The sequence below is a fragment of the Demequina aurantiaca genome (genome assembly GCF_000975135.1).
Taxonomy (GTDB): Bacteria; Actinomycetota; Actinomycetes; order Actinomycetales; family Demequinaceae; genus Demequina; species Demequina aurantiaca.
Genome location: NZ_BBRF01000001.1, coordinates 1,281,796 through 1,300,959 on the forward strand (window position 1 = coordinate 1,281,796; position 19,164 = coordinate 1,300,959).

Sequence of the window (19,164 nt, forward strand, 5' to 3'; positions counted from 1 at the left end):
GCTGGGGGTCATTGGGTGTGCCCCGGTCCGCCGGAGGGCACCACGATGGGGGTTCCCGTGACGGGGTCGGGGAACACGCGCGCGTCGATGTCGAAGACCTCGCTGACGATTTTCTCCGTGAAGACGTCCTCTGGCGCGCCTGCGGCAGCCACCTCGCCGTCGCGCATCGCGATCACGTGATGGGCGTATCGCGCCGCCTGGTCTAGGTCGTGCACCACCATCACGATGGTGCGGCTCTGACGTTCGTTGAGGCGGTGCAGGAGGTCGAGAACCTCGTACTGGTGGGAGATATCCAGATACGTGGTGGGCTCGTCGAGCAGCATGAGTGGGGTGTCCTGCGCGAGGGCCATCGCGATCCACGCGCGCTGGCGCTGGCCACCTGAAAGCTCATCCACGACTGCCTCCTGTAGCGGCGTGAGGTTGGTGGAGTGCAGGGCGCTCAGCACGGCCGTCTCGTCGCTGTCCGACCAGGGCCGCAGTAGCTTCTGGTGTGGGGTGCGGCCCCGCGCCACGAGTTCCTTGACGGTGATGCCGGCGGGAGCGATCGGGGCTTGGGGGAGTAGGCCGATCATCTGTGCGACGTTTTTGGTGGGGATGCGGTGGATGTCCTCGCCGTCGAGCACCACCGAGCCCTCCATGGGCGTCAGCAGACGCACCAGCGCTCGCAGCAGCGTGGACTTGCCACAACCATTAGGTCCGACGATCGCGGTGATTCTGCCGTCGGGGACGTGGACATCCACGCCACGGACGATGGGTTGGTCACCGTAGCCAATGACCGCCTTGCGAGTCTCGAGCCTGCTCATGCTTGGCCTCCTCTTGATGAGCGCCAGACCAGCCACAGCAGGTACGGCGCGCCTACGACGGCGGTGAAAATGCCGACGGGGAACTGAAGTGTTGCCGGCATGAGTTGCGACGCCTGGTCTGCAACGAGAAGCAGAACGGCGCCCAGCAGTGCTGCCGGGATGAGGGTGACACCGGGGCCACGGGTGATCCGCACCGCGAGGGCTGGGGCAACGAGGGCGATGAAGCCGATGGGGCCGGTGACCGCGGTGGCTGCGGCGGCCAACAGCACGGAGCACACCGCGAGGATGGCACGTGAGCGGTTGACGTGAATGCCGAGCGCCTTAGCGGTGTCGTCGCCCATCTCCATAGTCCGCAGTGCCCGGGCGTGCCACAGGATGACAGGGAGGAGGACGGCCAGGACGGCGGCGGCGACCTTGACGTGGGTCCAGGTGCTGCCGGTCGTGGAGCCGACCAGCCACGCGAGTGCCGAGCCCGCCTCGTGGACGTCCATGCGTGTCAGGGTGTATTGGGTGGCGGCCTGCGCCACGAAGCCGATGCCGATTCCGGTCAGGATCAGGCGCAGCGGCACGATGCCTCGGCGCCACGACAACACCAACATAAGGAAGGCGGCGGTGAGGCCTCCGACGGCGGCGCCCGCGGCCGTGACCCACAGTGAGGTGCCGGAGGTGAGCCACATGGTGAGGACGGCGCCGGTGCCCGCTCCGGCACTGATGCCAATGAAGTCGGGCGACGCGAGCGGGTTGCGCGTGAGTGATTGCAGGATCGCTCCGGAGACACCCAACATGCCGCCCACCAGGATGGTGGTGAGAGCGCGTGGCGCGCGGACCTGGCCCACGATGAAGTCGCCGGGGGAACCTACGGAAATGCCGATCGCGGCGCGCATCGAGTCGAGGAAACCGATGTTTGCCTTGCCCACCACCAAAGCGAAGATGAGCAGCGCGAGTAGGACCCCCAGCAGGATGAGTCCCACCACAAAGGTGCGGCGGTGGGTGGTGATGCCGAACGGGCCGATGCGCAGTGATCTCACAGCTCGACCACCTTCATGCGGCGTGCCATGAGCGCAAAGATGAGACCACCGATGAACGCCGTCGTGATGCCGACGCCAATTTCCGACGGAGGTGCGATAACGCGGCCGATGACGTCACAGACCAGGACCAGCGCGGCGCCGCCGAGGCCGCTGACGATCAGTAGCCACGGTAGGGACGCACCCACTAGCGCACGGGCGAGGTGTGGCACAGCGAGTCCGACAAAGATGATCGGGCCGGCGGCTGCGGTGGCCGAGGCCGCGAGTAGCGTGACGACCACGATGACGATGACGCGCGTCGCTCCCACACTGATGCCGAGCGCGCGAGCCGTGTCCTCGCCGAGGGCGACGGCCTCGAGCTGGCGCGACACCAGCAGAGCGGCCGCGATGGCGACGAGCACGATGGGCACGAGCGCCGTGACGTCGTCTGCGGAGCGGCCGGTCAGGGACCCCGCGACCCACAGGCGGTACTGCTCAAGCGTCGCGTCGTCGACCAGCAGGACGGCATAGGTGATGGAGGTCACCAGCGTGGCGAGGGCGACGCCGGCCAGCGCGAGGCGCACGGGCGCGCCTGCGGCGGCGCCGCGGGCTCCGATCGCATAGACGATGACGGCCGCGATACCCGCGCCGATGAAGGCCATGGGCACCTGCGCGGCAAACCCGCCGATGCCGAGCGTCAGAGAAATCACCACGGCCAGCGACGCACCGGCATTGATGCCAAGTAGGCCGGGGTCGGCGAAGGGGTTTCGCGTGAGTGACTGCATGAGCGCACCAGCGATGGCGAGGGCCGCACCAGCAAGGACGCCGATCACGGTGCGCGAGACGCGCAAGTCACGGACGATCAGCTGTTCGGGATCCGAGGGGTCGAAGGAGAAGATCGCATGCCACACGGTGCCGGGGTCGATGGAGCGGGCGCCAATCGCCAGCGAGAGCCCAACAGCGACCACGAGCACCACAAGGGCGACGGTCGCAATGAGGGCGCGCTTGCGCATCGGACTCCTGAAGTGTGTGGGGCGCACTTCGACGGCGCCTGGTGAGGTACGCCTAACCTTACCCGCCAGTCAGCGATTTTTCCAACACGGATGTGCCGTAAATACGACAGGTGCCGTTCGCTAATTGAGGCCACGGGTTGCGAGAACGACGCGGCTCGCGTCGCGCCACCGCAGGGGGCAGCGTTGCGATTCCTGGGTGGCCAGGGACGCGGGTAGGGATCGCCGCTAGAGGCTTGGCGACTCCGCGTCGATCTCGTCCGCGGGGCAGGCGTCGTCGGGCACCGCGATGTCGATGCCGTAGAGCGCCTGAATGGCATCCACGTAGGCCATCTCGGAGCCGGCCTCGGCGTGCTGGCGGGCGCGGACGGTGGGCGTGTGGAGTAGCGTCCGCGCAAAGCGGCGCAGTGCGGCCTCGGTGGCATCCGCTTTGGCGATGGTCTGTTCGTCGGCTCCGGCGGCCGGCCGAATGCGGGTCACCTCGCGCTCGAGCAGACCGAACACGTGCTCGCGCAGCGCAACCACGGCCGGGTCGAGTGCGCGCGCGCCCTCGCCAGCCTCGAAGCGGGCCACCGCGTGGGCAACGATGGATCGCGCGGCCTCGACGGAGTTCAACGACTCCTCGGGAGCCTGCGCGCCGACCGTGGTGAGATCCACCACGTGCACGTCGCGGAGGTCGGCCACCCCTGCGGCGACGTCGCGGTGCAGGGCGAGGTCGACGATGGTCAGCGGGGAGGAGGCTCCGGCGCGGGCCGCGGCCACCATGGCAGGAGTGAGGACGATGGACTCGCCGCCCGAGCAGGCGAGCACGATGTCTGCCTTGCCCAGCTCGGCGGCCAGATTGTCGAAGGAAATGGGTGCGACTCCGTGAGCGGCGCCGAAAGTCACGGCTCGACCGGAGGGGGAGTAGACGCCAGTGACGGTGGCGCCGCGTCCGCGCAGGACGCCCACGCTGGACTCGGCAACGGCACCCGACCCGATAATCAGGGCGCGCGCACCATCCCAGGTGACCGTGGCATCGGCGAGATCAAAGGCGACGGAGACCACCGAGCGGCCCGAGGTGCCGAGGCCGGTGGAGGAGGCGACCACGCGCGACGTGCGCAGCGCGGACTGAAAGAGTCGATCCAGGCGGGGAGTCAAGTGACCCCCGGCCTGGGCATCGGCATGGGCGCGACGCACCTGGCCGGAGATCTCTCGCTCGCCCACCACCATGGACTCGAGACCGGTGGAGACGGAGAAGAGATGCTGCACGGCGTCGTCGGACTCGAAGCCCACCAGTGCAGACTCCACGGTCTCGGCATCTAGTGAGGTGAGTTCTGTCAGGGTGCGGGTCACGGCGGCACGCGCGACGGCAGGATCATCTGCCTCGAGGTACACCTCGAAGCGATTGCACGTGGGGAGCACCACGGCGGCGTGCACGGAGGGCTCTCCCGCCACAATCGCCGCCCCAAGCTTGTCGGAGCCGACGCTCAACTGCTCCAGTACGGCGAGGTCGCGATTGTGATGACTGGCCACTAATGACATCAATACCACCCGCCCATTCTGACACGCTCTCGCGACAAGGCAGAATTGGGGCATGACAGTTCTCAACGGATCCCTGTCCGCCGCCCACCCCAAGGCCGCAGGACTCACCTCCGATGCACCCCTGATCGCCGCCTACGAGGGCCGTACCCCCGCCCACCGGCCGGTGTGGTTCATGCGTCAGGCCGGGCGCTCGCTGCCCGAATACCTGGAGGCCCGCGCCGGAACTGCCATGCTCGAGGCCTGTCTGACCCCGGAGCTGGCCTCCGAGATCACCTTGCAGCCCGTGCGTCGCTACGGCGTGGATGCCGCCATCTTCTTCTCGGACATCGTGGTGCCCATGAAGGTCGCGGGCGTTGGTGTGGAGATCGCGCCCGGCGTGGGACCGGTCTTTGACCGACCCATTCGCACGATGGCCGATGTCGACGCGCTTCCCGACCTAGGCGCCGCCGCGGATCATGGCGAGTTCGACTCGGGTCTGGACGCGATTCGCCGAGCGGTCGAGCTCACGGTCGCCGAGCTCGGCACCACGCCCCTCATCGGTTTTGCTGGGGCGCCGTTCACCCTGGCCGCCTACATGGTGGAGGGCAAGCCCAGCCGCGACCACCTCGCCGCGCGCGAACTGATGTTCACCGCCCCCGATGTGTGGGACGCCCTGACGACCTGGACGGCGACCGCCGCCGGACTGTTCCTACGCGCGCAGGTGATGGCCGGCGCATCGGCCGTGCAACTGTTTGATTCCTGGGCGGGCTCGCTGTCCGTCGAGGATTACGTGGCTCACTGCGCGCCGGGCTCGGCGCTCGCGCTCAACTACGTGGCCGACCTACCCGTGCCGCGCGTGCACTTCGCAGCCAACGGTGGCCACCTGCTGCCCGCGATGGCCGATGCCGGTGCCACTGTCCTGGGCGTCGACTACCGCACGCCGCTGGACGAGGCCAACGCGATGCTGGGCGGGCGCTTCCCGCTGCAGGGCAACATCAACCCGGCGCTGCTGCCCGCACCTGCGGACATGCTCGAGGCCCACGTGACGGACGTGCTGCGCCGAGGCGCCGAGGCCCCCGGTCACGTGGTGAACCTGGGCCACGGTGTGCCGCCGCACACCAACCCGGACTCGCTACAGCGCATCGTCGACCTTGTGCATGCCCACGGCTGATGACGCCCGTCACCGCTGATCAGCAGGGACCCGCGCCAGATTATTCTGCGCCGCGCGGGTACATCGGCCCGCTCGAACGCAAAACCTGGGTGGTCGTGGGTGGCGGCATTGGTGGGCTACTCGCAGCGCGCCACCTCGCGCACTGCGGGGTTGACGTCACGCTGCTGGAGGAGTCGGACTCACTCGGAGGACGGGTGTCGTCTCACGTGGTGGGCGGCTTTGACCTGGATGCGGGCGCGGAGTCGTTCGCGACGCGCGCCGGTTCGGTCGCGACGTTGCTGGGCGAGCTGGGTCTCGCCGATGCCGTGGTCTCGCCGGAGGCCGACCCCGCATGGGTGGTCACTCCCGGGCGGGCATACCCACTGCCCAAGACCGGATGGTTGGGGATTCCGCTGCGCCCACTGCGCCGCGACGTGCGCGCAGTGTTGGGCTGGCGCGGCTCGATCCGAGCCTCGTGCGACATCTTCAGGCCCATCGGCAAGGTCGACCCGTACGTGACTGTCGGGAAAATTGCACGTGAACGACTGGGAGCCAAGGCCGTGAATCTACTCATGCGCCCCGTGATCTCCGGCATCTACTCGCGCGCGCTGGAGGACCTGCCGCTCGCGGCGATCGCGCCCGGCTTGCCCCAGGACGTGCAGGATCACGGTTCGATCATCAAGGCCGCGCGCTCGCGGCGGTCCGTGAGTGCGGCGGGTAGTGCCGTGCAGGGGATCTACGGCGGAGTCGCGAGAGTCACCGAGGCGCTGGCCGCGGAAGTCGAGGCCCTGGGCGTGACCATCCGAACCGACGCCCCGGCATCGGCCGTTGTGCCTTACGCCGAGGGATGGCGTGTGCACATAGATGCGAAGGGTCTGGGCGTAGCGCGCAACCTCGAGGCGGATGGCGTGACCATCGCGGTGCCCGGGGCGGCTGCGCACGAACTCCAGCCGGACATCATTGGCCGGCCCGAGATCGACGACAGGTTCGTGGCGCTTGTGACCCTGGTAGTGGACGAGCCGGCGCTGGACAGCGCACCGCGTGGCACCGGTGTTTTGGTCTCCGGAGACGTGACTCGAGCCAAGGCCCTCACGCACGCGACGGCCAAGTGGGCATGGCTGGCGAGCGAGGTGCAGACGGACGAGCACCCGCACCGGCACGTGCTGCGGCTGTCATACACGATCGAGCAAGGCGAGAACGTGGAGGGGTACGCGCTTGACGACGCGTCGCGACTGCTGGGCGTGAACCTCGCGCCCGATTCCGTGGTGGCGAGCAGCCAGGTCGAGTGGCACGACGCCGCGCCCGCCAAGGTGGGCTCGCTTAACCCCGCGCCTGGCCTGCACCTGGTGGGCTCCGCCGCTGGGCTGAGCGGGATCGCCGCCATTGTCGCGGCCGATGCCGTGGCCGACTACCGCTGACCGCCACCGCGCCAGCGGTCGCGGTCGCGGTCGCGGTGCGCTGGCAGTCACTGAGTGCCGAAATCTGCGCCAGAACGGCACTCAGTGACTGCCAGGGTGCAGGAGCCGATGCCGCGGCTGAGTTTCGTCCCGCGCGAAAGCCGGGGGATACTGGAGGCATGACTGATCAGCCGCATGGATTCACCCTGTTCTCCGTCCTCGATGGCCTGCTTGACGCGCCGGACGACGCGCTCGCGGAGGTAGTCGAGCACTTCGACGCCGCCGTCGAGGACCTCGCCGAGCACGACGTGGTGCTACGTGGCATCTACGACGTGTCCGGCATGCGCGCCGACGGCACTGTGATGCTGTGGCTACATGGGCCAGACCTGGCCGACCTCCAGCTCGCGTTGCGCGAACTTCACGCCACGGAGCTCTTGGCAGACACCAAGCTCACCTGGTCAGCGGCCGGCGTGCACCGCCCCGCGGAGTTCAACAAGTCCCACGTGCCCGGCTTCCTGCGCGGCGAGCACGCCCGTGACTGGCTCACCGTGTATCCGTTTGTGCGCTCGTACGAGTGGTACCTGCTGCCCGAGGAGGAGCGTTCCAAGATGCTGCGCGACCACGGCATGAAGGGCGCGGCGTTCAAGGGCGTCGTCGCCAACACCGTGAGTGCCTTCGCGCTGGGCGACTACGAGTGGCTGCTACCCATGGAGGCGGACAACGTGCTCGACCTGGTCGACGTCATGCGCGAACTGCGCTACACCGAGGCCCGCATGCATGTCCGCGAGGAGGTGCCGTTCTACACGGGCCGCCGCATGGAGACTGCCGAAGCCGTGGAGGTCCTTGCGTCGTGAGCGACAGCGCAACCTCCTCGACAGACTCAGCCCACGCATCGTCCGCCTGCAAGCCGTTGGCGGCGTCAAGCCGCACGGCGCCGGCGCGTGAGTACGATGCGATCCTGCTGACGGGCTTTGGCGGGCCCGAGGGTCAGGACGACGTGATCCCGTATCTGCGCAACGTCACGCGCGGGCGCGGTATCCCGGACGAGCGTCTCGAGGAGGTCGCTCACCACTACCGCGCGTTTGGCGGCGTGAGCCCCATCAACCAGCAAAACCGTGACCTGAAGGCCGCACTTGAGGCCGAGGTAGCCGCGCGTGGGTTGAACCTTCCCGTGTACTGGGGCAACCGCAACTGGGACCCCTACCTCGCGGACACGCTTCAAGAGGCGTATGCGCAAGGTCACACGCGCCTACTGGCGCTGGTCACCGCGTCGTTCTCGTCGTACTCGGGCTGCCGCCAGTATCGCGAGGACCTCGCCAAGGCCATCGCCGATGCTGGGCTTGAGGGTCAGATTGAGGTCGACAAGGTGCGTCAGTACTTTGACCACCCGGGCTTTGTGAACCCCAACATCGACGCCGTACTGGGCGGGTTGCGCGAACTTCGTGGCGCCGGCCGCGCCGAGGCTCCACATGTGATGTTCGCGACGCACTCGATCCCGCTGTCCGCTTCCGACGCCTCGGGACCTCGCGAGGGCCTGCCCGACGGCACACCAGTCGCAACGGGAGAGGCCGGCGGTTGGTACGCCGACCAGCAGCGTGCCGTGGCCCGGTTGATCATGGCCGCCGTCATGGAGGAGTTCCCCGAGGCCGAGTGGTCATTGGTCTACCAGTCGCGCTCCGGCTCGCCGCAGACCCCGTGGCTCGAGCCCGACGTCAACGACGCCATCGAGTCGCTGCCGGAGTCCGTGACCGGGCTGGTGATCTCGCCGATCGGCTTCGTGTCCGACCACATGGAGGTCAAGTGGGACCTCGACACCGAGGCGCTGGAGACCTGCGCCGAGCGCGGACTGGCCGCCGTGCGCGTTCCGACTGTGGGCATCGACCCAGCCTTTGTCGCGGGGCTGATTGACCTCGTCCAGGAGCGGCACGCGACGGCCGATGCTCCTCAGGGTGCCGCTCGAAAGTCACTGACAGATTTGGGGCCTTGGCAGGACGTGTGCCCGGCCGACTGCTGCTTGGGGCGCGACCTGCGACCCGTGGTGGCGGAGGCTCCCGCGGGCGCCTAGGGATCAACGATGCTGCGCAGATTTGGGCTGCTGGGCCCTGGCCTGGCGATGTTGTGGGCCGGACTTGCGATCGCGGGCAACGTGATTGTGGCTGGCGTGAAGTTCACCACGGATGTGCCGCGCGTCGACCTTCTCAAGGTGGGCGAGGTGCAGTTCCAGGCAGTCGGGATCGCCGAGGCCGTGGTCTGCGCGTTGTTCCTGCTCGCGGCCTGGCCGCGCCGCACATCCAAGGTGATCTGGTTGCTCCTGGCACCGGTGGTGCTATTGCTGATCCAGGAATTTGTGGTGTATCCACCCCTGCACGAGCGCACGCTCGCAACAATCGCGGGCGAGGATCCGGACGACAGTCCACTGCACATCATTTACGGTGCCCTTGAGGGGATAAAGATCATCCTGCTGCTCGCCATCGGAGTGTTGGGCACGTTGGTGCACGCGCCGCGCAGTACCGCGGTCGATCCGGCGGCTGACGCGGAGCCTGCCGTCAACGCCTAACTCGCCCCGGCATCGGCCGTCGGAAGGGTGCAGTGTTGTGGCGCTCTCGTGCGCACGTGCGCTCAGTCGGACATCCGCATAACCGACCCGTCTGAATGCACAAACTGCACCTTCAGGCGGAGGAGCTAGCCGGTTGTCCGTCTGAAGGCACCAGCTCAGACGGCGGCGACAGAACTACCGGCGCGCGTGCCATCGCGCCAGGTCAGGTAGCCGCCGTCGAGGTTCACTGCGTCGTAGCCCATCTGACGTAAGAGGCGTGTGGCGGTGTTGCCGCGCTGGCCCACCTGGCAGTGCACGACGAGCTTGACCTTGGAGGGGAGTTCACTGGCTCGGGTCCGGAGTTCGTCCAGCGGAATGTTGATCGCGGGGGAACCCGCAACCTCGACCGTGCCGCCGGCGTGCTCGGCCGCGCTGCGGACGTCCACCACCACGGCGCCGTCGTGGCCAACCATCGCGTCGAGCTCATGCCACTGGACTGACGGCGAGTCGCCGTAGCGGCGGTTGTCCGCGATGTAGCCGAGCATGTTCACGGGGTCCTTGGCGGAGCCGTAGGCAGGTGCGTAGGCGAGCTCCAGGTCTGTAAGCTCCGAGGCACGGATTCCGCCCATCATCGCTGTTGCGATGACGTCGATGCGCTTGTCCGCACCGTCCTCGCCCACAGCCTGCGCCCCCAGAATCTGGTCGGTGTGAGAGTCGACTAGCAGCTTGAGAGCGAGTGGCGTCGCACCGGGGTAGTAGCCGGCGTGCTGGGCAGGGTGGGCGTGAATCACCTCGAAGTCGCGGCCCTCGGCGAGGAGGCGCCGTTCATTGCGTCCGGTGGTTGCCGCTGTGAGGCCGAAGACTCCGACGACAGCGGTGCCGATCGACGCGCGCATCGGCGCCTCGCGACCGGCGATGACGTCCGCGACGTGGCGGCCGTGTCGGTTTGCGAGGTTGGCTAACGGAATCAGCGTGGTTGCCTCGATAGCGCCTAGCGCGTCTCGCTTGGATGCCGCGTCTCCCACCGCGAAAACATCTGGCGCACTAGTGCGCAGGTTTTCGTCCACGAGGATGCCGCCCTGGGGGCTCAACTCGAGCCCTGCAGCCCTCGCAAGGGAGGTTTCTGGACGCACTCCGATGGCGGCAATCACGACATCTGCGGGAATTTGCTGCTCGCCACCGGGCCCAAGGACCGTGGCTGTTGTAGCGCCCAATCTTGTGACTTGCGCCGATGTATGGATAGTCGCGCCGTTCGCTGCCATCCGGTCCCGGACGCGTATGGCCATCTCGGCATCGAGAGGGGCAAGTACCTGAGGTGCGAGTTCGACAACGGTGACGCCGATGCCGCGGTGGCTGAGGTTCTCGGCCACCTCCAGTCCCACGAATCCGGCGCCGATGACAACCGCGCTGCGGGCGTTCGGCAGCTGAGCGACGAGCGCGTCTACATCGCTTACGTCACGCAGGGTAAGCGCCTGCTCAATGCCTGGGATGGGAGGGAGGATGGGGCTTGCCCCCGGGCTGAGGACGAGCGAGTCGTAATCCTCGGTGTAGGTATCCCCGGTGGCGACTGCAATGGTGACCGACTTTGCTGCAGTGTCGATGGCGGTGACGCGCTCGCGGGTGCGCACGTCGAGACGGAAGCGCGCGTGGAGTGACTCGGGGGTCTGAAGCAGTAGTGCATCTCTTTTGGTGATCACTCCGCCGGCGTAGTAGGGCAGCCCACAGTTTGCGTAGGAGACGTGCTCGCCTGCCTCGACCACGATGATCTCTGCGGATTCGTCTAGGCGGCGAAGCCTGGTGGCCGCTGACATTCCGGCGGCGACTCCGCCCACGATGATGACCTTCACTTGGTTTCCTTACGTTCTGAGGTTGCTGCACTTGCTCCGACTATACCCCCCGGGGTATATTTAGTCGAGCCGAGATTCCAACCTAGAAGGAGTAGATGATGTGTAGCCCGATGAACTGCAAGAAGTGCGGCAAGACCACGTGGACTGGCTGCGGCCAGCATGTCGATAGTGTGATGAAGAACGTTCCGGCGTCTCAGCGGTGTCAGGGCCACGAAGGTGAGAAGTCTGACTCGCTGTTGGCGCGGATCTTCGGCCGCGCATGACCCAAGGCGCCGGAGCGCGCGGGCGTACCGGCCGTATTCACAACCTGGAGAGTGGACAGATGGAACTCGATGCAGAGCAGATGCGGAAGGTCAGCAACAGGCTCAAGCGCGCCCAGGGTCAGCTCGCCGGAGTGATCCGCAGAGTCGACGAGGGTGGCGAGTGCGAGGACATCGTGATTCAACTCGCGGCGGTGTCCAAGGCGCTAGACCGCGCCGGGTTCGCCGTGATGTCCGCGGGCATTCAGGAATGCATGACCGAGAACGATGCTGAGGCTAGGCAGGAGAACATGGCTCGCCTCGAGAAGGTGTTCATGGCGCTGGCCTAACTGTCCGCCGCCTCCTCGAAGGCGCGGCGCGGCTCGCTGATCCGCCCCATCGAGACTAGGTCGCGGCGGAAGAACACCGCCGTGGTCCAGTCAAGGATCACGCGCGCCTTGCGGTTCACGGTGGGAATCTGGGACATGTGATAGGTCCGGTGCGCGAACCAGGCGGGCCAGCCGCGTAGCTTCACGCCCATGATGTTGGCGACGCCCTCGTTGAGTCCGAGTGACGCGACCATGCCCAGGTTCCTGTGCTTGTACTCGCGCAGTTGCTTGCCGTCGATGCTGCGGGCGATGTTGTCGCCGAGCACGCGCGCCTGGCGCACCGCGTGCTGGGCGGTGGGGGCACACCACGCAGGCTGCTCCTTGGTGAGGTCCGGGATCTGCGCGCAGTCGCCCGCGGCCCATACTCCGTCCAGCGCCTCACCGTCCTCGGTAGCGACCTGCAGCGTCGGCAAGGTGTTGACGTGACCCTTGGGCCCCAGCGGCAGATCCGAGTCCGCGAGCACGGGAGAGGGCTTGACGCCCGCGGTCCACACCAGGGTGTCGGCCTCGAACTTCTGGCCATCAGACAACTCGATGTGGCCGTCTACGCAGCTGACCAACTTGGTTCCCAGGTAGACCTCCATGCCGCGGCCACGCAGTTCCTCGAGCGCATACTCGCCCATACCCTCGCCCATCTCCGGCAGGATGCCGTCGAGCATCTCGACCATGACGAATCGCAGGTCGTCGGCGCTGAGGTTGGGGAAGTCGCGCAGCGCGGCACGGGCCATGTCCTCGGTCTCCGCGAACGCTTCGACGCCGGCGAATCCACCGCCAACGAACACAAAGGTGAGCAGTCGCCGGCGCAAATCAGCATCGTCCGTCGAGGCGGCGCGCGCGAGTCGGCCCAGCACCCGGTTCCTCAGGTTGATGGCCTCTTCGATGTACTTGAAGCCCAGGCCGAACTCCTTGAGCCCCGGTATTGGCAGAGTGCGCGACACGGAGCCGAGCGCGAGCACCAGGTCGTCGTACGCGATGGACTTGTCATCCCCCACGTCGGACGTCACGTGCACGCGCTTGTCCTGGCTGCTAATCCCGGTGATCTTTCCTTGGATGACGCGGACGCCCTCCAGCTCGCGACGCAGTGGAACTACGGCGTGACGCGGCTCGATGGAGCCTGCCGCGGCCTCGGGAAGGAACGGCTGGTACGTCATGTACGCGCGGCGGTCCACCACGATGATCTTGGCCTTGCGACCAGCGTGACGGCGTAGCGCCAGCGCGGTATACAGTCCGACGTAGCCGCCGCCCAGAATCAGAATCCTCTTACGCTTCATGTGTTGCCTCCATTGGGGGCAACCGGGCGCGGGGTCATTTCCTTCCCTGAGTCGGGAGCGCGCGGAGGCTACTTGTGGTCGCCCACCATGGTGGTCACGTCGAGGTACTCGTCCAGCTGTGCCTCGGTGAGCTCGCCGCGCTCCACATATCCCAGCGCAATAGTCGCCTCACGCACGGTCAGACCCTGCTTGACGGCGTGCTTAGCGATCTTCGCAGCGTTCTCATAGCCGATGAGGCGGTTCAGCGGGGTGACGATGCTGGGGGAGGCCTCAGCAAGGAAGCGCGCACGCTCAACATTCGCCGTAATGCCGTCCACCGTGGTCGTGGCGAGCAGCTCGGAGGCGTTGCCCAGCAGGCGCATGGACTCGAGCACTCCGAGTGCCATGACCGGAATCTGCACATTGAGTTCAAACGAACCGGAGGCGCCGGCCCACGCGACGGTGGCGTCGTTGCCGATGACCCGGGCGCACACCATGAGTGTCGCCTCGGGAATGACCGGGTTGACCTTGCCGGGCATGATCGAGGATCCGGGCTGCAGGTCGGGCAGGGCGATCTCGCCCAGGCCGGTGTTGGGGCCGGAGCCCATCCAGCGCAGGTCGTTGCAGATTTTGGTCAGCGAGACCGCGATGGTCTTCAGCGCTCCGGACACCTCCACCAGGCCGTCGCGAGCGGACTGCGCCTCGAAGTGGTTGCGTGCCTCCGTGATGGGCAGGCCGGTGTCCTCTGCAAGCAAAGCGATGACGCGCTGCGGGAAGCCCTTAGGCGTGTTGATGCCGGTGCCCACGGCGGTGCCGCCCTGCGGAACCTCGGCGACGCGGGGCAGCGCAGCCTGCAGCCGCTCGATTCCGTAGCGGATCGCGGCCGCGTAGCCACCAAACTCCTGGCCGAGCGTCACGGGCGTTGCGTCCATGAGGTGCGTGCGGCCTGACTTATAGACCTCCGCGAACTCGACGGCTTTGGCCTCGAGCGAGGCGGCGAGCGTCTCGAGTTTGGGAGTCAGGTCGTTGACGAGGGTCGACGTCGCGGCCACGTGCACCGAGGTGGGGAACACGTCGTTGCTGGACTGCGAGCAGTTGACGTGATCGTTGGGGTGGACGTCCTTGCCCAGCTCGCGAGTGGCGAGCGTCGCGATGACCTCGTTGGTGTTCATGTTCGACGACGTGCCCGAACCGGTCTGGAAGACGTCGATGGGGAAGTGGTCGTCGAACTGCCCAGCCGCTACGGCATCGGCCGCGGAGACGATCGCGTCGGCAATGTCCTGGTCCAGCACGCCCAGCTCGGCGTTGGCGCGGGCGGCGGCCTTCTTCACTCGCGCGAGGGCCTCGATGTGGCGTCGCTCAAGCGTGATTCCCGAGATGGGGAAGTTCTCCACGGCACGCTGGGTCTGCGCGCGGTAGAGGGCGGCGGCGGGTACTTTGACCTCGCCCATGGTGTCGTGTTCGATGCGGTAGTCGTCCATGCGTCCATTGTTACAGGGCGGCGCCGATGCCACGGACGACTTCCGGGGAAATCGTCGCCTAAGCCTCGCCGAGTTCCCAGACGGTGGGCGGGTTCGCCCCGGGGCGCGAGACGGTGATGCCCGCGATGCGTGCGCAGCGGATCAGGATCTGCTCAAGCGCGGCGGTCTCGATCGTGTGGAGCTTGTCGCGGTGGCTTCCGCCCAGTAGCCCGAAGTACCACAGGCCGTCGATGAGCCCGCCCATGAAGGAATCGCCCGCACCCACGGTGTCGGCCACGGTGACCTTGGGTGCGGTGACGTCTAGTGTGCGACCGTCGTGGACGAAGGCGCTCGCGCCCGAGCCGCCCCGTGTCAGGACGACGATGCTGGGGCCGCCCGATGCCGCCCAAGCCTGGGCGCTCGCGGTCGCGTCACGCTCGGGGTAGAGCCACTCGAGGTCTTCGTCGGAGACCTTGACGACATCTGCGAGGGCAACGGTTTCCTCAATCGCGGGCCGGGCCTCGTCGGGAGAGCCCATGAGGGTGGGGCGCGCGTTGGGGTCGTAGGTGATGGTCGCGCCGTCGCGGTGCTCGGCGATGATGCGGCGAACATCCGCAGCGCCAGGGTCCATGACGGCCGCGATGGATCCGGTGTGGACTACCAGTGGGTCGATGCGCGGGCGCGCCTCGGGGGAAATCTCCCAGGCGAGGTCGAATTCGTAGGTGGCCGCGCCATCGGCGTCAAGCGTTGCCGTGGCGACCGACGTTCGGGCCGCTGACTGTGAGCCAGGAACCAGGCGCACGCCCGATGCTTCGACGTGGTCGCGCACGATCGTGCCGTTGTCGTCGAGTCCCATGTAGCAGAGGAGTTCGGCGTCGCGGCCCAGTCGGCCCAGGCCGATCGCGACGTTGGCGGGTGATCCACCCGGGTGCGCGCTGGTGGTGCCGTCCTGACGAACCACCACGTCGACCAGCGCCTCTCCGATCACCAGGGCGTGGATTGCGATGGGTGTGCGGGGGGCGTCAGTCATGTGCTTCTTCCGTGTCGGTGGCCTCGGTGAGGGATGAATCGTCGGCTGGAACTACCCCGACGACCCCAGCATCGGCTGCATCGGCGTCGCCGCGCGCCTCGGTAATGCGATCGCGCGCGCCATCGAGAAGATCCTGGCAGCGGGCGGCCAGGGCCTCGCCTCGCTCCCACAATCCCAGTGACTCGTCGAGAGTGGCGGAACCGGTCTCGAGCTTCGCTACTATTGCGATCAGCTCGTCGCGGGCATCCTCGTAGCTGAGGGCGGCAACATCATCTGTGGGGTTTTTCACGACTTCCACGCTACCGCGTCATAACTAGCAGGGGTAGCCCTCTCACCTAGTACAAAGTCTTCTATTCACAATGAGGTGAAGGAACATGTTCAGCGAAAACTATTCACGGCAAACCGCTAACGCGAGTGCGAGCGGCGCCGTCCCAGACGAAATTTCCGAGGGTGAACTGGCCCAGCTCGCACGCTCTCCCGAGGCTAAGGTGCGCGCCACCGTTGCCGCCCGCACCAAGACTCCACTGACGTCGATCCTTCGTCTGCTGACCGACGAGTCGCCCGCCGTCCGCGCCGGCGTCGCCCGCAACGAGCGCCACGACATGCCCGTCGAAATTTGGGAAGACCTGGCCGGCGACAAGGCTCATGAGGTCATCGCGGCCCTGATCGCCAACCCCTCGGTACCTGACAAGGTCATCTCAAAGTTGGCTCGCCACCGTGGCAAGGACTACTCGGCCTCCGCGCGCCAGCGCCTGTCCGCCTCGAAGGGCAAGTCCGGCATCCTCGGTATGGTGGGACTGGGTTCCAGGTAGGGATAGCGCGTCGCCGGCCTCCAAGCTGGCGTACGTGTCACAACGGCGTGACGCGTGCGTCTTACCTGGTAGTCGGCGCCCTATGAGTGCTTTTTTGCGGCCGGCTTGGTCGCGGCTGACTTCTTGTTCGCTGGCTTCTTTGCCACGGGTTTTTTAGGCGAGGAGGGATTCTTGCCGGCCGATGCATCGGCCGTAGTGACGGCGGCGAACTCGCCGCTGGCGACCCTGACGCTGACGTACTGACCCACGGCGACCTTTGCGGCGTCACGGATGACGGCGCCCTGGGCGTCGCGCACCACCGCGTAACCGCGGTCGAGCGTGGACTGCGGGCTAAGCGCGCGCATGCTGGCGGCCAGTTCGCGGGTCTGAGCGTCCGCCCGGCTCAGAATGTTGACCAGGGAGGCGCCCGCGGCGTGGCGGGCGCGCCCGAGCTGCTCCAGATGTGGCGTGATGAGCGCATGCGGGTTGCGCAGGACTGGGCGGGTGAGGAACGACTCGAGGCCGCGGGCTTCACGGTCCAGCTGGGACTCGATCGCGGCGCGCATCAGTAGTCTCGCCCGGGCGATCGCGCGGCCCTCCTCGGCCGCATCGGGAACGATGCGTTTGCCGGCATCGGTGGGGGTCGAGGCGCGGTAGTCGGCCACCAGGTCGAGCAGGGGCGAGTCTTTCTCGTGCCCGATGGCGCTGACCAGAGGGGTGCCGCAGGCGGCCGCCGCGCGGATCATCTTCTCGTCGCTGAACGGCAGCAGGTCTTCGAGCGAGCCTCCGCCGCGCGCGACCACGATGACGTCGACTTTGGGGTGGGCGTCGAGTTCGGCGATGGCTGCGGTGGTCTCGGGGACGCATCGGGCGCCCTGGACGGTGACACGGCGAATCTCGAACTGGACCGACGGCCACCGGCGCTGCGCGTTCTCGATGACGTCGTGCTCGGCATCGCCCTGGTTGGCGCACACGAGGCCCACGAGCGTGGGGACGTAGGGCAGAGGGATCTTGCGGTCGTCGGCGAACAGCCCCTCGGCGGCGAGGGCTTCCTTGAGCAACTCGATCCGTGCCAACAGGTCTCCGAGGCCCACCGTACGGATTTGCTTGCCCGCCATCTGAAGGTCGCCGTTCTTGGTCCACCAGTCGGGCTTGGCATGGATGACCACGCGCGCACCGTCGGTGAGGTCGATTCCTAGCGCGTCGACCTCTTTGGCGGGGAGCGTGGCCTTGAGCGACATGTTCTCCTGAGTGTCGCGCAGGGTCAGGAACACCATGTGCTTCCAACGTTTGACGTTCAGTACCTGGCCCTCGACCCACACCGGGGACATCTTGGAGATGTAGGCGCCGATCTTGGGGGAGAGGTGGCGCACCGGCCAGGGGCTCTCCGGGGTAGTGTCCGCGGCGACTGCTGGCAGGGTGGCGCTCCGTTGCGGGCCGCCAGGGGCGCCGTTGTGTGAGGCCGATCCCGAGCCGGGCCCTTCTCCGGGAACGGACGCGGGGGCGGAGGCGTTGCCCTGACTGGACGGGCCCACGTGGGCCATAGAAGCTTCGGTCACGCCCTCTAGCGTGCCACGTAGGATGGAGAACATGCCCGACACCACTGAAAAGCGAGTCCTACTAGCCGCGCCGCGCGGATATTGCGCCGGCGTAGACCGGGCGGTGATCGCGGTCGAGAAGGCTCTCGAGCTGCACGGATCACCTATATATGTGCGCAAGGAGATCGTCCACAACAAGTACGTCGTGGAGACGCTGTCCGAACGCGGCGCGATCTTCGTGAACGAGACGGATGAGGTGCCGGAGGGTGCGCGGGTCGTGTTCTCGGCTCACGGTGTCTCGCCAGCAGTGCGTCAGGCTGCGGACGATCGCAACCTGCTGTCCATCGACGCCACCTGCCCCCTGGTCACCAAGGTGCATAAGGAGGCGGTGCGCTTCGCACGCGAGGACCAGACCATTTTGCTAATCGGCCACGAGGGCCACGAGGAGGTCGAAGGCACCGCGGGTGAGGCGCCGGAGCACACCATCATCGTGAACTCGCCCGAGGAGGCGGACACGGTTGAGGTTCCGGACCCCGACAACGTCGTGTGGCTCTCGCAAACCACGCTGTCAGTGGACGAGACCATGGACACCGTCAAGCGCCTGCGGGCTCGATTCCCCAAGTTGCAGGATCCGCCCAGCGACGACATTTGCTACGCAACTCAGAACCGTCAGGTCGCCGTGAAGAAGCTCGCGCCCGAGTGCGATCTGGTGATCGTGGTCGGTTCTGCGAACTCCTCAAACTCTGTGCGACTCGTGGAGGTGGCGCTGGAGTACGGCGCGCGCACCTCGTATCGCGTGGACCGTGCGACTGAGATCGACGAGGCGTGGTTTGAGGGAGTCTCTACGGTTGGCGTGACCTCGGGCGCCTCGGTGCCGGAGATTCTGGTGCGTGACGTGCTGGACCTGCTTGCCGGCCGCGGCTTCGAGACGGTGGAGGAGGTTCGCACCGCGACCGAGGACTTGATGTTCTCGTTGCCGCGTGAGATCCGTGCTGACCTGAAGGAGAAGCAGGCCGAAAACGCCATGCGCGCCTAGTTGCTCTGCGCATCCCGCCCCTCTCTGTATTGGTCCGATTTGGCACGGATCCGCGCTTCGCTGCGCCCTGTTGGTCCTATTCGGACCAGTTCTGAATGAAGAAATCGCCTATCCCGGACGCGGGTGTCTTGGTGGGCCTGCAGCGTCTGCCTGCCAAATCGGACCAATACGGTGCGGCGAC

Annotated in this window: 19 protein-coding genes; 9 read left to right on the forward strand and 10 right to left on the reverse strand. The window is 66.9% G+C overall.

Annotation, left to right across the window (positions count from 1 at the left end; translation table 11 throughout):
- Positions 1 to 8 precede the first annotated feature (8 nt).
- The 4 genes from AOP73_RS05865 to AOP73_RS05880 form a co-directional block, all read right to left on the reverse strand.
- Positions 9 to 803 carry an ABC transporter ATP-binding protein gene (locus tag AOP73_RS05865; protein WP_061963805.1) on the reverse strand — a complete coding sequence of 265 codons (795 nt, stop codon included), beginning with the start codon at positions 801 to 803 and terminating at the stop codon, positions 9 to 11.
- Complete coding sequence (locus AOP73_RS05870) at positions 800 to 1,831, reverse strand: FecCD family ABC transporter permease (RefSeq protein ID WP_061963807.1); 1,032 nt, start codon at positions 1,829 to 1,831, stop codon at positions 800 to 802. Before AOP73_RS05870 ends, AOP73_RS05865 begins: the two co-directional genes overlap by 4 nt.
- A complete protein-coding gene (locus tag AOP73_RS05875; RefSeq protein WP_061963809.1) occupies positions 1,828 to 2,820 on the reverse strand; it encodes a FecCD family ABC transporter permease in 993 nt (330 codons plus the stop codon). Before AOP73_RS05875 ends, AOP73_RS05870 begins: the two co-directional genes overlap by 4 nt.
- 225 nt (positions 2,821 to 3,045) lie before the next feature.
- Positions 3,046 to 4,341: a glutamyl-tRNA reductase gene (locus tag AOP73_RS05880; RefSeq protein WP_160295440.1), complete on the reverse strand. Its 1,296-nt coding sequence runs from the start codon at positions 4,339 to 4,341 to the stop codon at positions 3,046 to 3,048.
- Between the two features lie 52 nt (positions 4,342 to 4,393).
- On the opposite strand from AOP73_RS05880, the gene hemE reads away from it, so the two are divergent.
- The 5 genes from hemE (at position 4,394) to AOP73_RS05905 (ending at position 9,424) form a co-directional block, all read left to right on the forward strand.
- Positions 4,394 to 5,491 carry a uroporphyrinogen decarboxylase gene (hemE, locus tag AOP73_RS05885; protein ID WP_061963813.1) on the forward strand — a complete coding sequence of 366 codons (1,098 nt, stop codon included), beginning with the start codon at positions 4,394 to 4,396 and terminating at the stop codon, positions 5,489 to 5,491.
- A complete protein-coding gene (locus AOP73_RS05890) occupies positions 5,491 to 6,888 on the forward strand; it encodes a protoporphyrinogen/coproporphyrinogen oxidase (protein WP_061963815.1) in 1,398 nt (465 codons plus the stop codon). The genes hemE and AOP73_RS05890 overlap by 1 nt, the downstream gene beginning before the upstream one ends.
- A gap of 158 nt (positions 6,889 to 7,046) precedes the next feature.
- Positions 7,047 to 7,721: a hydrogen peroxide-dependent heme synthase gene (hemQ, locus tag AOP73_RS05895; protein ID WP_061963817.1), complete on the forward strand. Its 675-nt coding sequence runs from the start codon at positions 7,047 to 7,049 to the stop codon at positions 7,719 to 7,721.
- The gene (locus AOP73_RS05900; RefSeq protein ID WP_439645230.1) at positions 7,718 to 8,932 is read left to right on the forward strand and encodes a ferrochelatase; all 1,215 of its coding nucleotides are present in this window, start codon (positions 7,718 to 7,720) and stop codon (positions 8,930 to 8,932) included. The genes hemQ and AOP73_RS05900 overlap by 4 nt, the downstream gene beginning before the upstream one ends.
- A 9-nt stretch (positions 8,933 to 8,941) precedes the next feature.
- The gene (locus AOP73_RS05905; RefSeq protein WP_061963819.1) at positions 8,942 to 9,424 is read left to right on the forward strand and encodes a hypothetical protein; all 483 of its coding nucleotides are present in this window, start codon (positions 8,942 to 8,944) and stop codon (positions 9,422 to 9,424) included.
- 155 nt (positions 9,425 to 9,579) lie between these two features.
- On the opposite strand, the gene AOP73_RS05910 is transcribed toward AOP73_RS05905, so the two are convergent.
- On the reverse strand, positions 9,580 to 11,250 hold the full coding sequence (locus AOP73_RS05910) for an FAD-dependent oxidoreductase (RefSeq protein WP_084626593.1): 1,671 nt from the start codon (positions 11,248 to 11,250) through the stop codon (positions 9,580 to 9,582).
- A gap of 110 nt (positions 11,251 to 11,360) precedes the next feature.
- Between AOP73_RS05910 and AOP73_RS12290 the strand changes: the two genes are divergently transcribed.
- Together AOP73_RS12290 and AOP73_RS05915 are read left to right on the forward strand one after the other, a co-directional pair.
- A complete protein-coding gene (locus tag AOP73_RS12290; protein ID WP_500778259.1) occupies positions 11,361 to 11,513 on the forward strand; it encodes a DUF8730 family Cys-rich protein in 153 nt (50 codons plus the stop codon).
- A 59-nt stretch (positions 11,514 to 11,572) separates the two neighbouring features.
- Complete coding sequence (locus tag AOP73_RS05915) at positions 11,573 to 11,839, forward strand: metal-sensitive transcriptional regulator (protein WP_061963821.1); 267 nt, start codon at positions 11,573 to 11,575, stop codon at positions 11,837 to 11,839.
- On the opposite strand, the gene AOP73_RS05920 is transcribed toward AOP73_RS05915, so the two are convergent.
- The 4 genes from AOP73_RS05920 to AOP73_RS05935 all read right to left on the reverse strand — a co-directional run bounded on the left by AOP73_RS05920 (position 11,836) and on the right by AOP73_RS05935 (position 15,907).
- Positions 11,836 to 13,149, reverse strand: a complete 1,314-nt coding sequence (locus AOP73_RS05920; protein ID WP_061963823.1) for an NAD(P)/FAD-dependent oxidoreductase — start codon at positions 13,147 to 13,149, stop codon at positions 11,836 to 11,838. The two genes, AOP73_RS05915 and AOP73_RS05920, sit on opposite strands and share 4 nt — an antisense overlap.
- A 68-nt stretch (positions 13,150 to 13,217) precedes the next feature.
- Entirely contained in the window at positions 13,218 to 14,609 is a 1,392-nt protein-coding gene (locus AOP73_RS05925; protein ID WP_061963825.1) for a class II fumarate hydratase, read from the reverse strand.
- Between the two features lie 58 nt (positions 14,610 to 14,667).
- Positions 14,668 to 15,618, reverse strand: a complete 951-nt coding sequence (locus AOP73_RS05930; protein ID WP_061963827.1) for a carbohydrate kinase family protein — start codon at positions 15,616 to 15,618, stop codon at positions 14,668 to 14,670.
- Positions 15,611 to 15,907 carry an exodeoxyribonuclease VII small subunit gene (locus tag AOP73_RS05935; protein WP_084626726.1) on the reverse strand — a complete coding sequence of 99 codons (297 nt, stop codon included), beginning with the start codon at positions 15,905 to 15,907 and terminating at the stop codon, positions 15,611 to 15,613. The genes AOP73_RS05930 and AOP73_RS05935 overlap by 8 nt, the downstream gene beginning before the upstream one ends.
- Positions 15,908 to 15,992: 85 nt before the next feature.
- Between AOP73_RS05935 and AOP73_RS05940 the strand changes: the two genes are divergently transcribed.
- Positions 15,993 to 16,430: a hypothetical protein gene (locus tag AOP73_RS05940; protein ID WP_061963829.1), complete on the forward strand. Its 438-nt coding sequence runs from the start codon at positions 15,993 to 15,995 to the stop codon at positions 16,428 to 16,430.
- An 80-nt stretch (positions 16,431 to 16,510) separates the two neighbouring features.
- Here the strand turns inward: AOP73_RS05940 and xseA are convergent, their stop codons facing one another.
- Positions 16,511 to 17,968 (reverse strand): exodeoxyribonuclease VII large subunit, encoded by a 1,458-nt coding sequence (gene xseA, locus AOP73_RS05945; protein WP_236683515.1) that lies wholly within the window; start codon positions 17,966 to 17,968, stop codon positions 16,511 to 16,513.
- 31 nt (positions 17,969 to 17,999) lie between these two features.
- Here xseA and AOP73_RS05950 point away from each other — a divergent pair, with 31 nt between their 5' ends.
- Positions 18,000 to 18,983: a 4-hydroxy-3-methylbut-2-enyl diphosphate reductase gene (locus tag AOP73_RS05950; protein WP_236683516.1), complete on the forward strand. Its 984-nt coding sequence runs from the start codon at positions 18,000 to 18,002 to the stop codon at positions 18,981 to 18,983.
- Positions 18,984 to 19,164 lie beyond the last annotated feature (181 nt).

What these genes read in the sequence shown, in the direction of transcription:
- AOP73_RS05915 (WP_061963821.1), top strand. Translation starts at nt 11,573, where the DNA reads ATGGAACTCGATGCAGAGCAGATGCGGAAGGTCAGCAACAGGCTCAAG.
- AOP73_RS05930 (WP_061963827.1), bottom strand. Translation starts at nt 15,618, where the DNA reads ATGACTGACGCCCCCCGCACACCCATCGCAATCCACGCCCTGGTGATC.
- hemQ (WP_061963817.1), top strand. Translation starts at nt 7,047, where the DNA reads ATGACTGATCAGCCGCATGGATTCACCCTGTTCTCCGTCCTCGATGGC.
- AOP73_RS05940 (WP_061963829.1), top strand. Translation starts at nt 15,993, where the DNA reads ATGTTCAGCGAAAACTATTCACGGCAAACCGCTAACGCGAGTGCGAGC.
- AOP73_RS05950 (WP_236683516.1), top strand. Translation starts at nt 18,000, where the DNA reads ATGCCCGACACCACTGAAAAGCGAGTCCTACTAGCCGCGCCGCGCGGA.
- AOP73_RS05920 (WP_061963823.1), bottom strand. Translation starts at nt 13,149, where the DNA reads ATGAAGCGTAAGAGGATTCTGATTCTGGGCGGCGGCTACGTCGGACTG.
- AOP73_RS05875 (WP_061963809.1), bottom strand. Translation starts at nt 2,820, where the DNA reads ATGCGCAAGCGCGCCCTCATTGCGACCGTCGCCCTTGTGGTGCTCGTG.
- AOP73_RS05925 (WP_061963825.1), bottom strand. Translation starts at nt 14,609, where the DNA reads ATGGACGACTACCGCATCGAACACGACACCATGGGCGAGGTCAAAGTA.
- AOP73_RS12290 (WP_500778259.1), top strand. Translation starts at nt 11,361, where the DNA reads ATGAACTGCAAGAAGTGCGGCAAGACCACGTGGACTGGCTGCGGCCAG.
- AOP73_RS05865 (WP_061963805.1), bottom strand. Translation starts at nt 803, where the DNA reads ATGAGCAGGCTCGAGACTCGCAAGGCGGTCATTGGCTACGGTGACCAA.
- AOP73_RS05905 (WP_061963819.1), top strand. Translation starts at nt 8,942, where the DNA reads ATGCTGCGCAGATTTGGGCTGCTGGGCCCTGGCCTGGCGATGTTGTGG.
- AOP73_RS05880 (WP_160295440.1), bottom strand. Translation starts at nt 4,341, where the DNA reads ATGTCATTAGTGGCCAGTCATCACAATCGCGACCTCGCCGTACTGGAG.
- AOP73_RS05890 (WP_061963815.1), top strand. Translation starts at nt 5,491, where the DNA reads ATGACGCCCGTCACCGCTGATCAGCAGGGACCCGCGCCAGATTATTCT.
- hemE (WP_061963813.1), top strand. Translation starts at nt 4,394, where the DNA reads ATGACAGTTCTCAACGGATCCCTGTCCGCCGCCCACCCCAAGGCCGCA.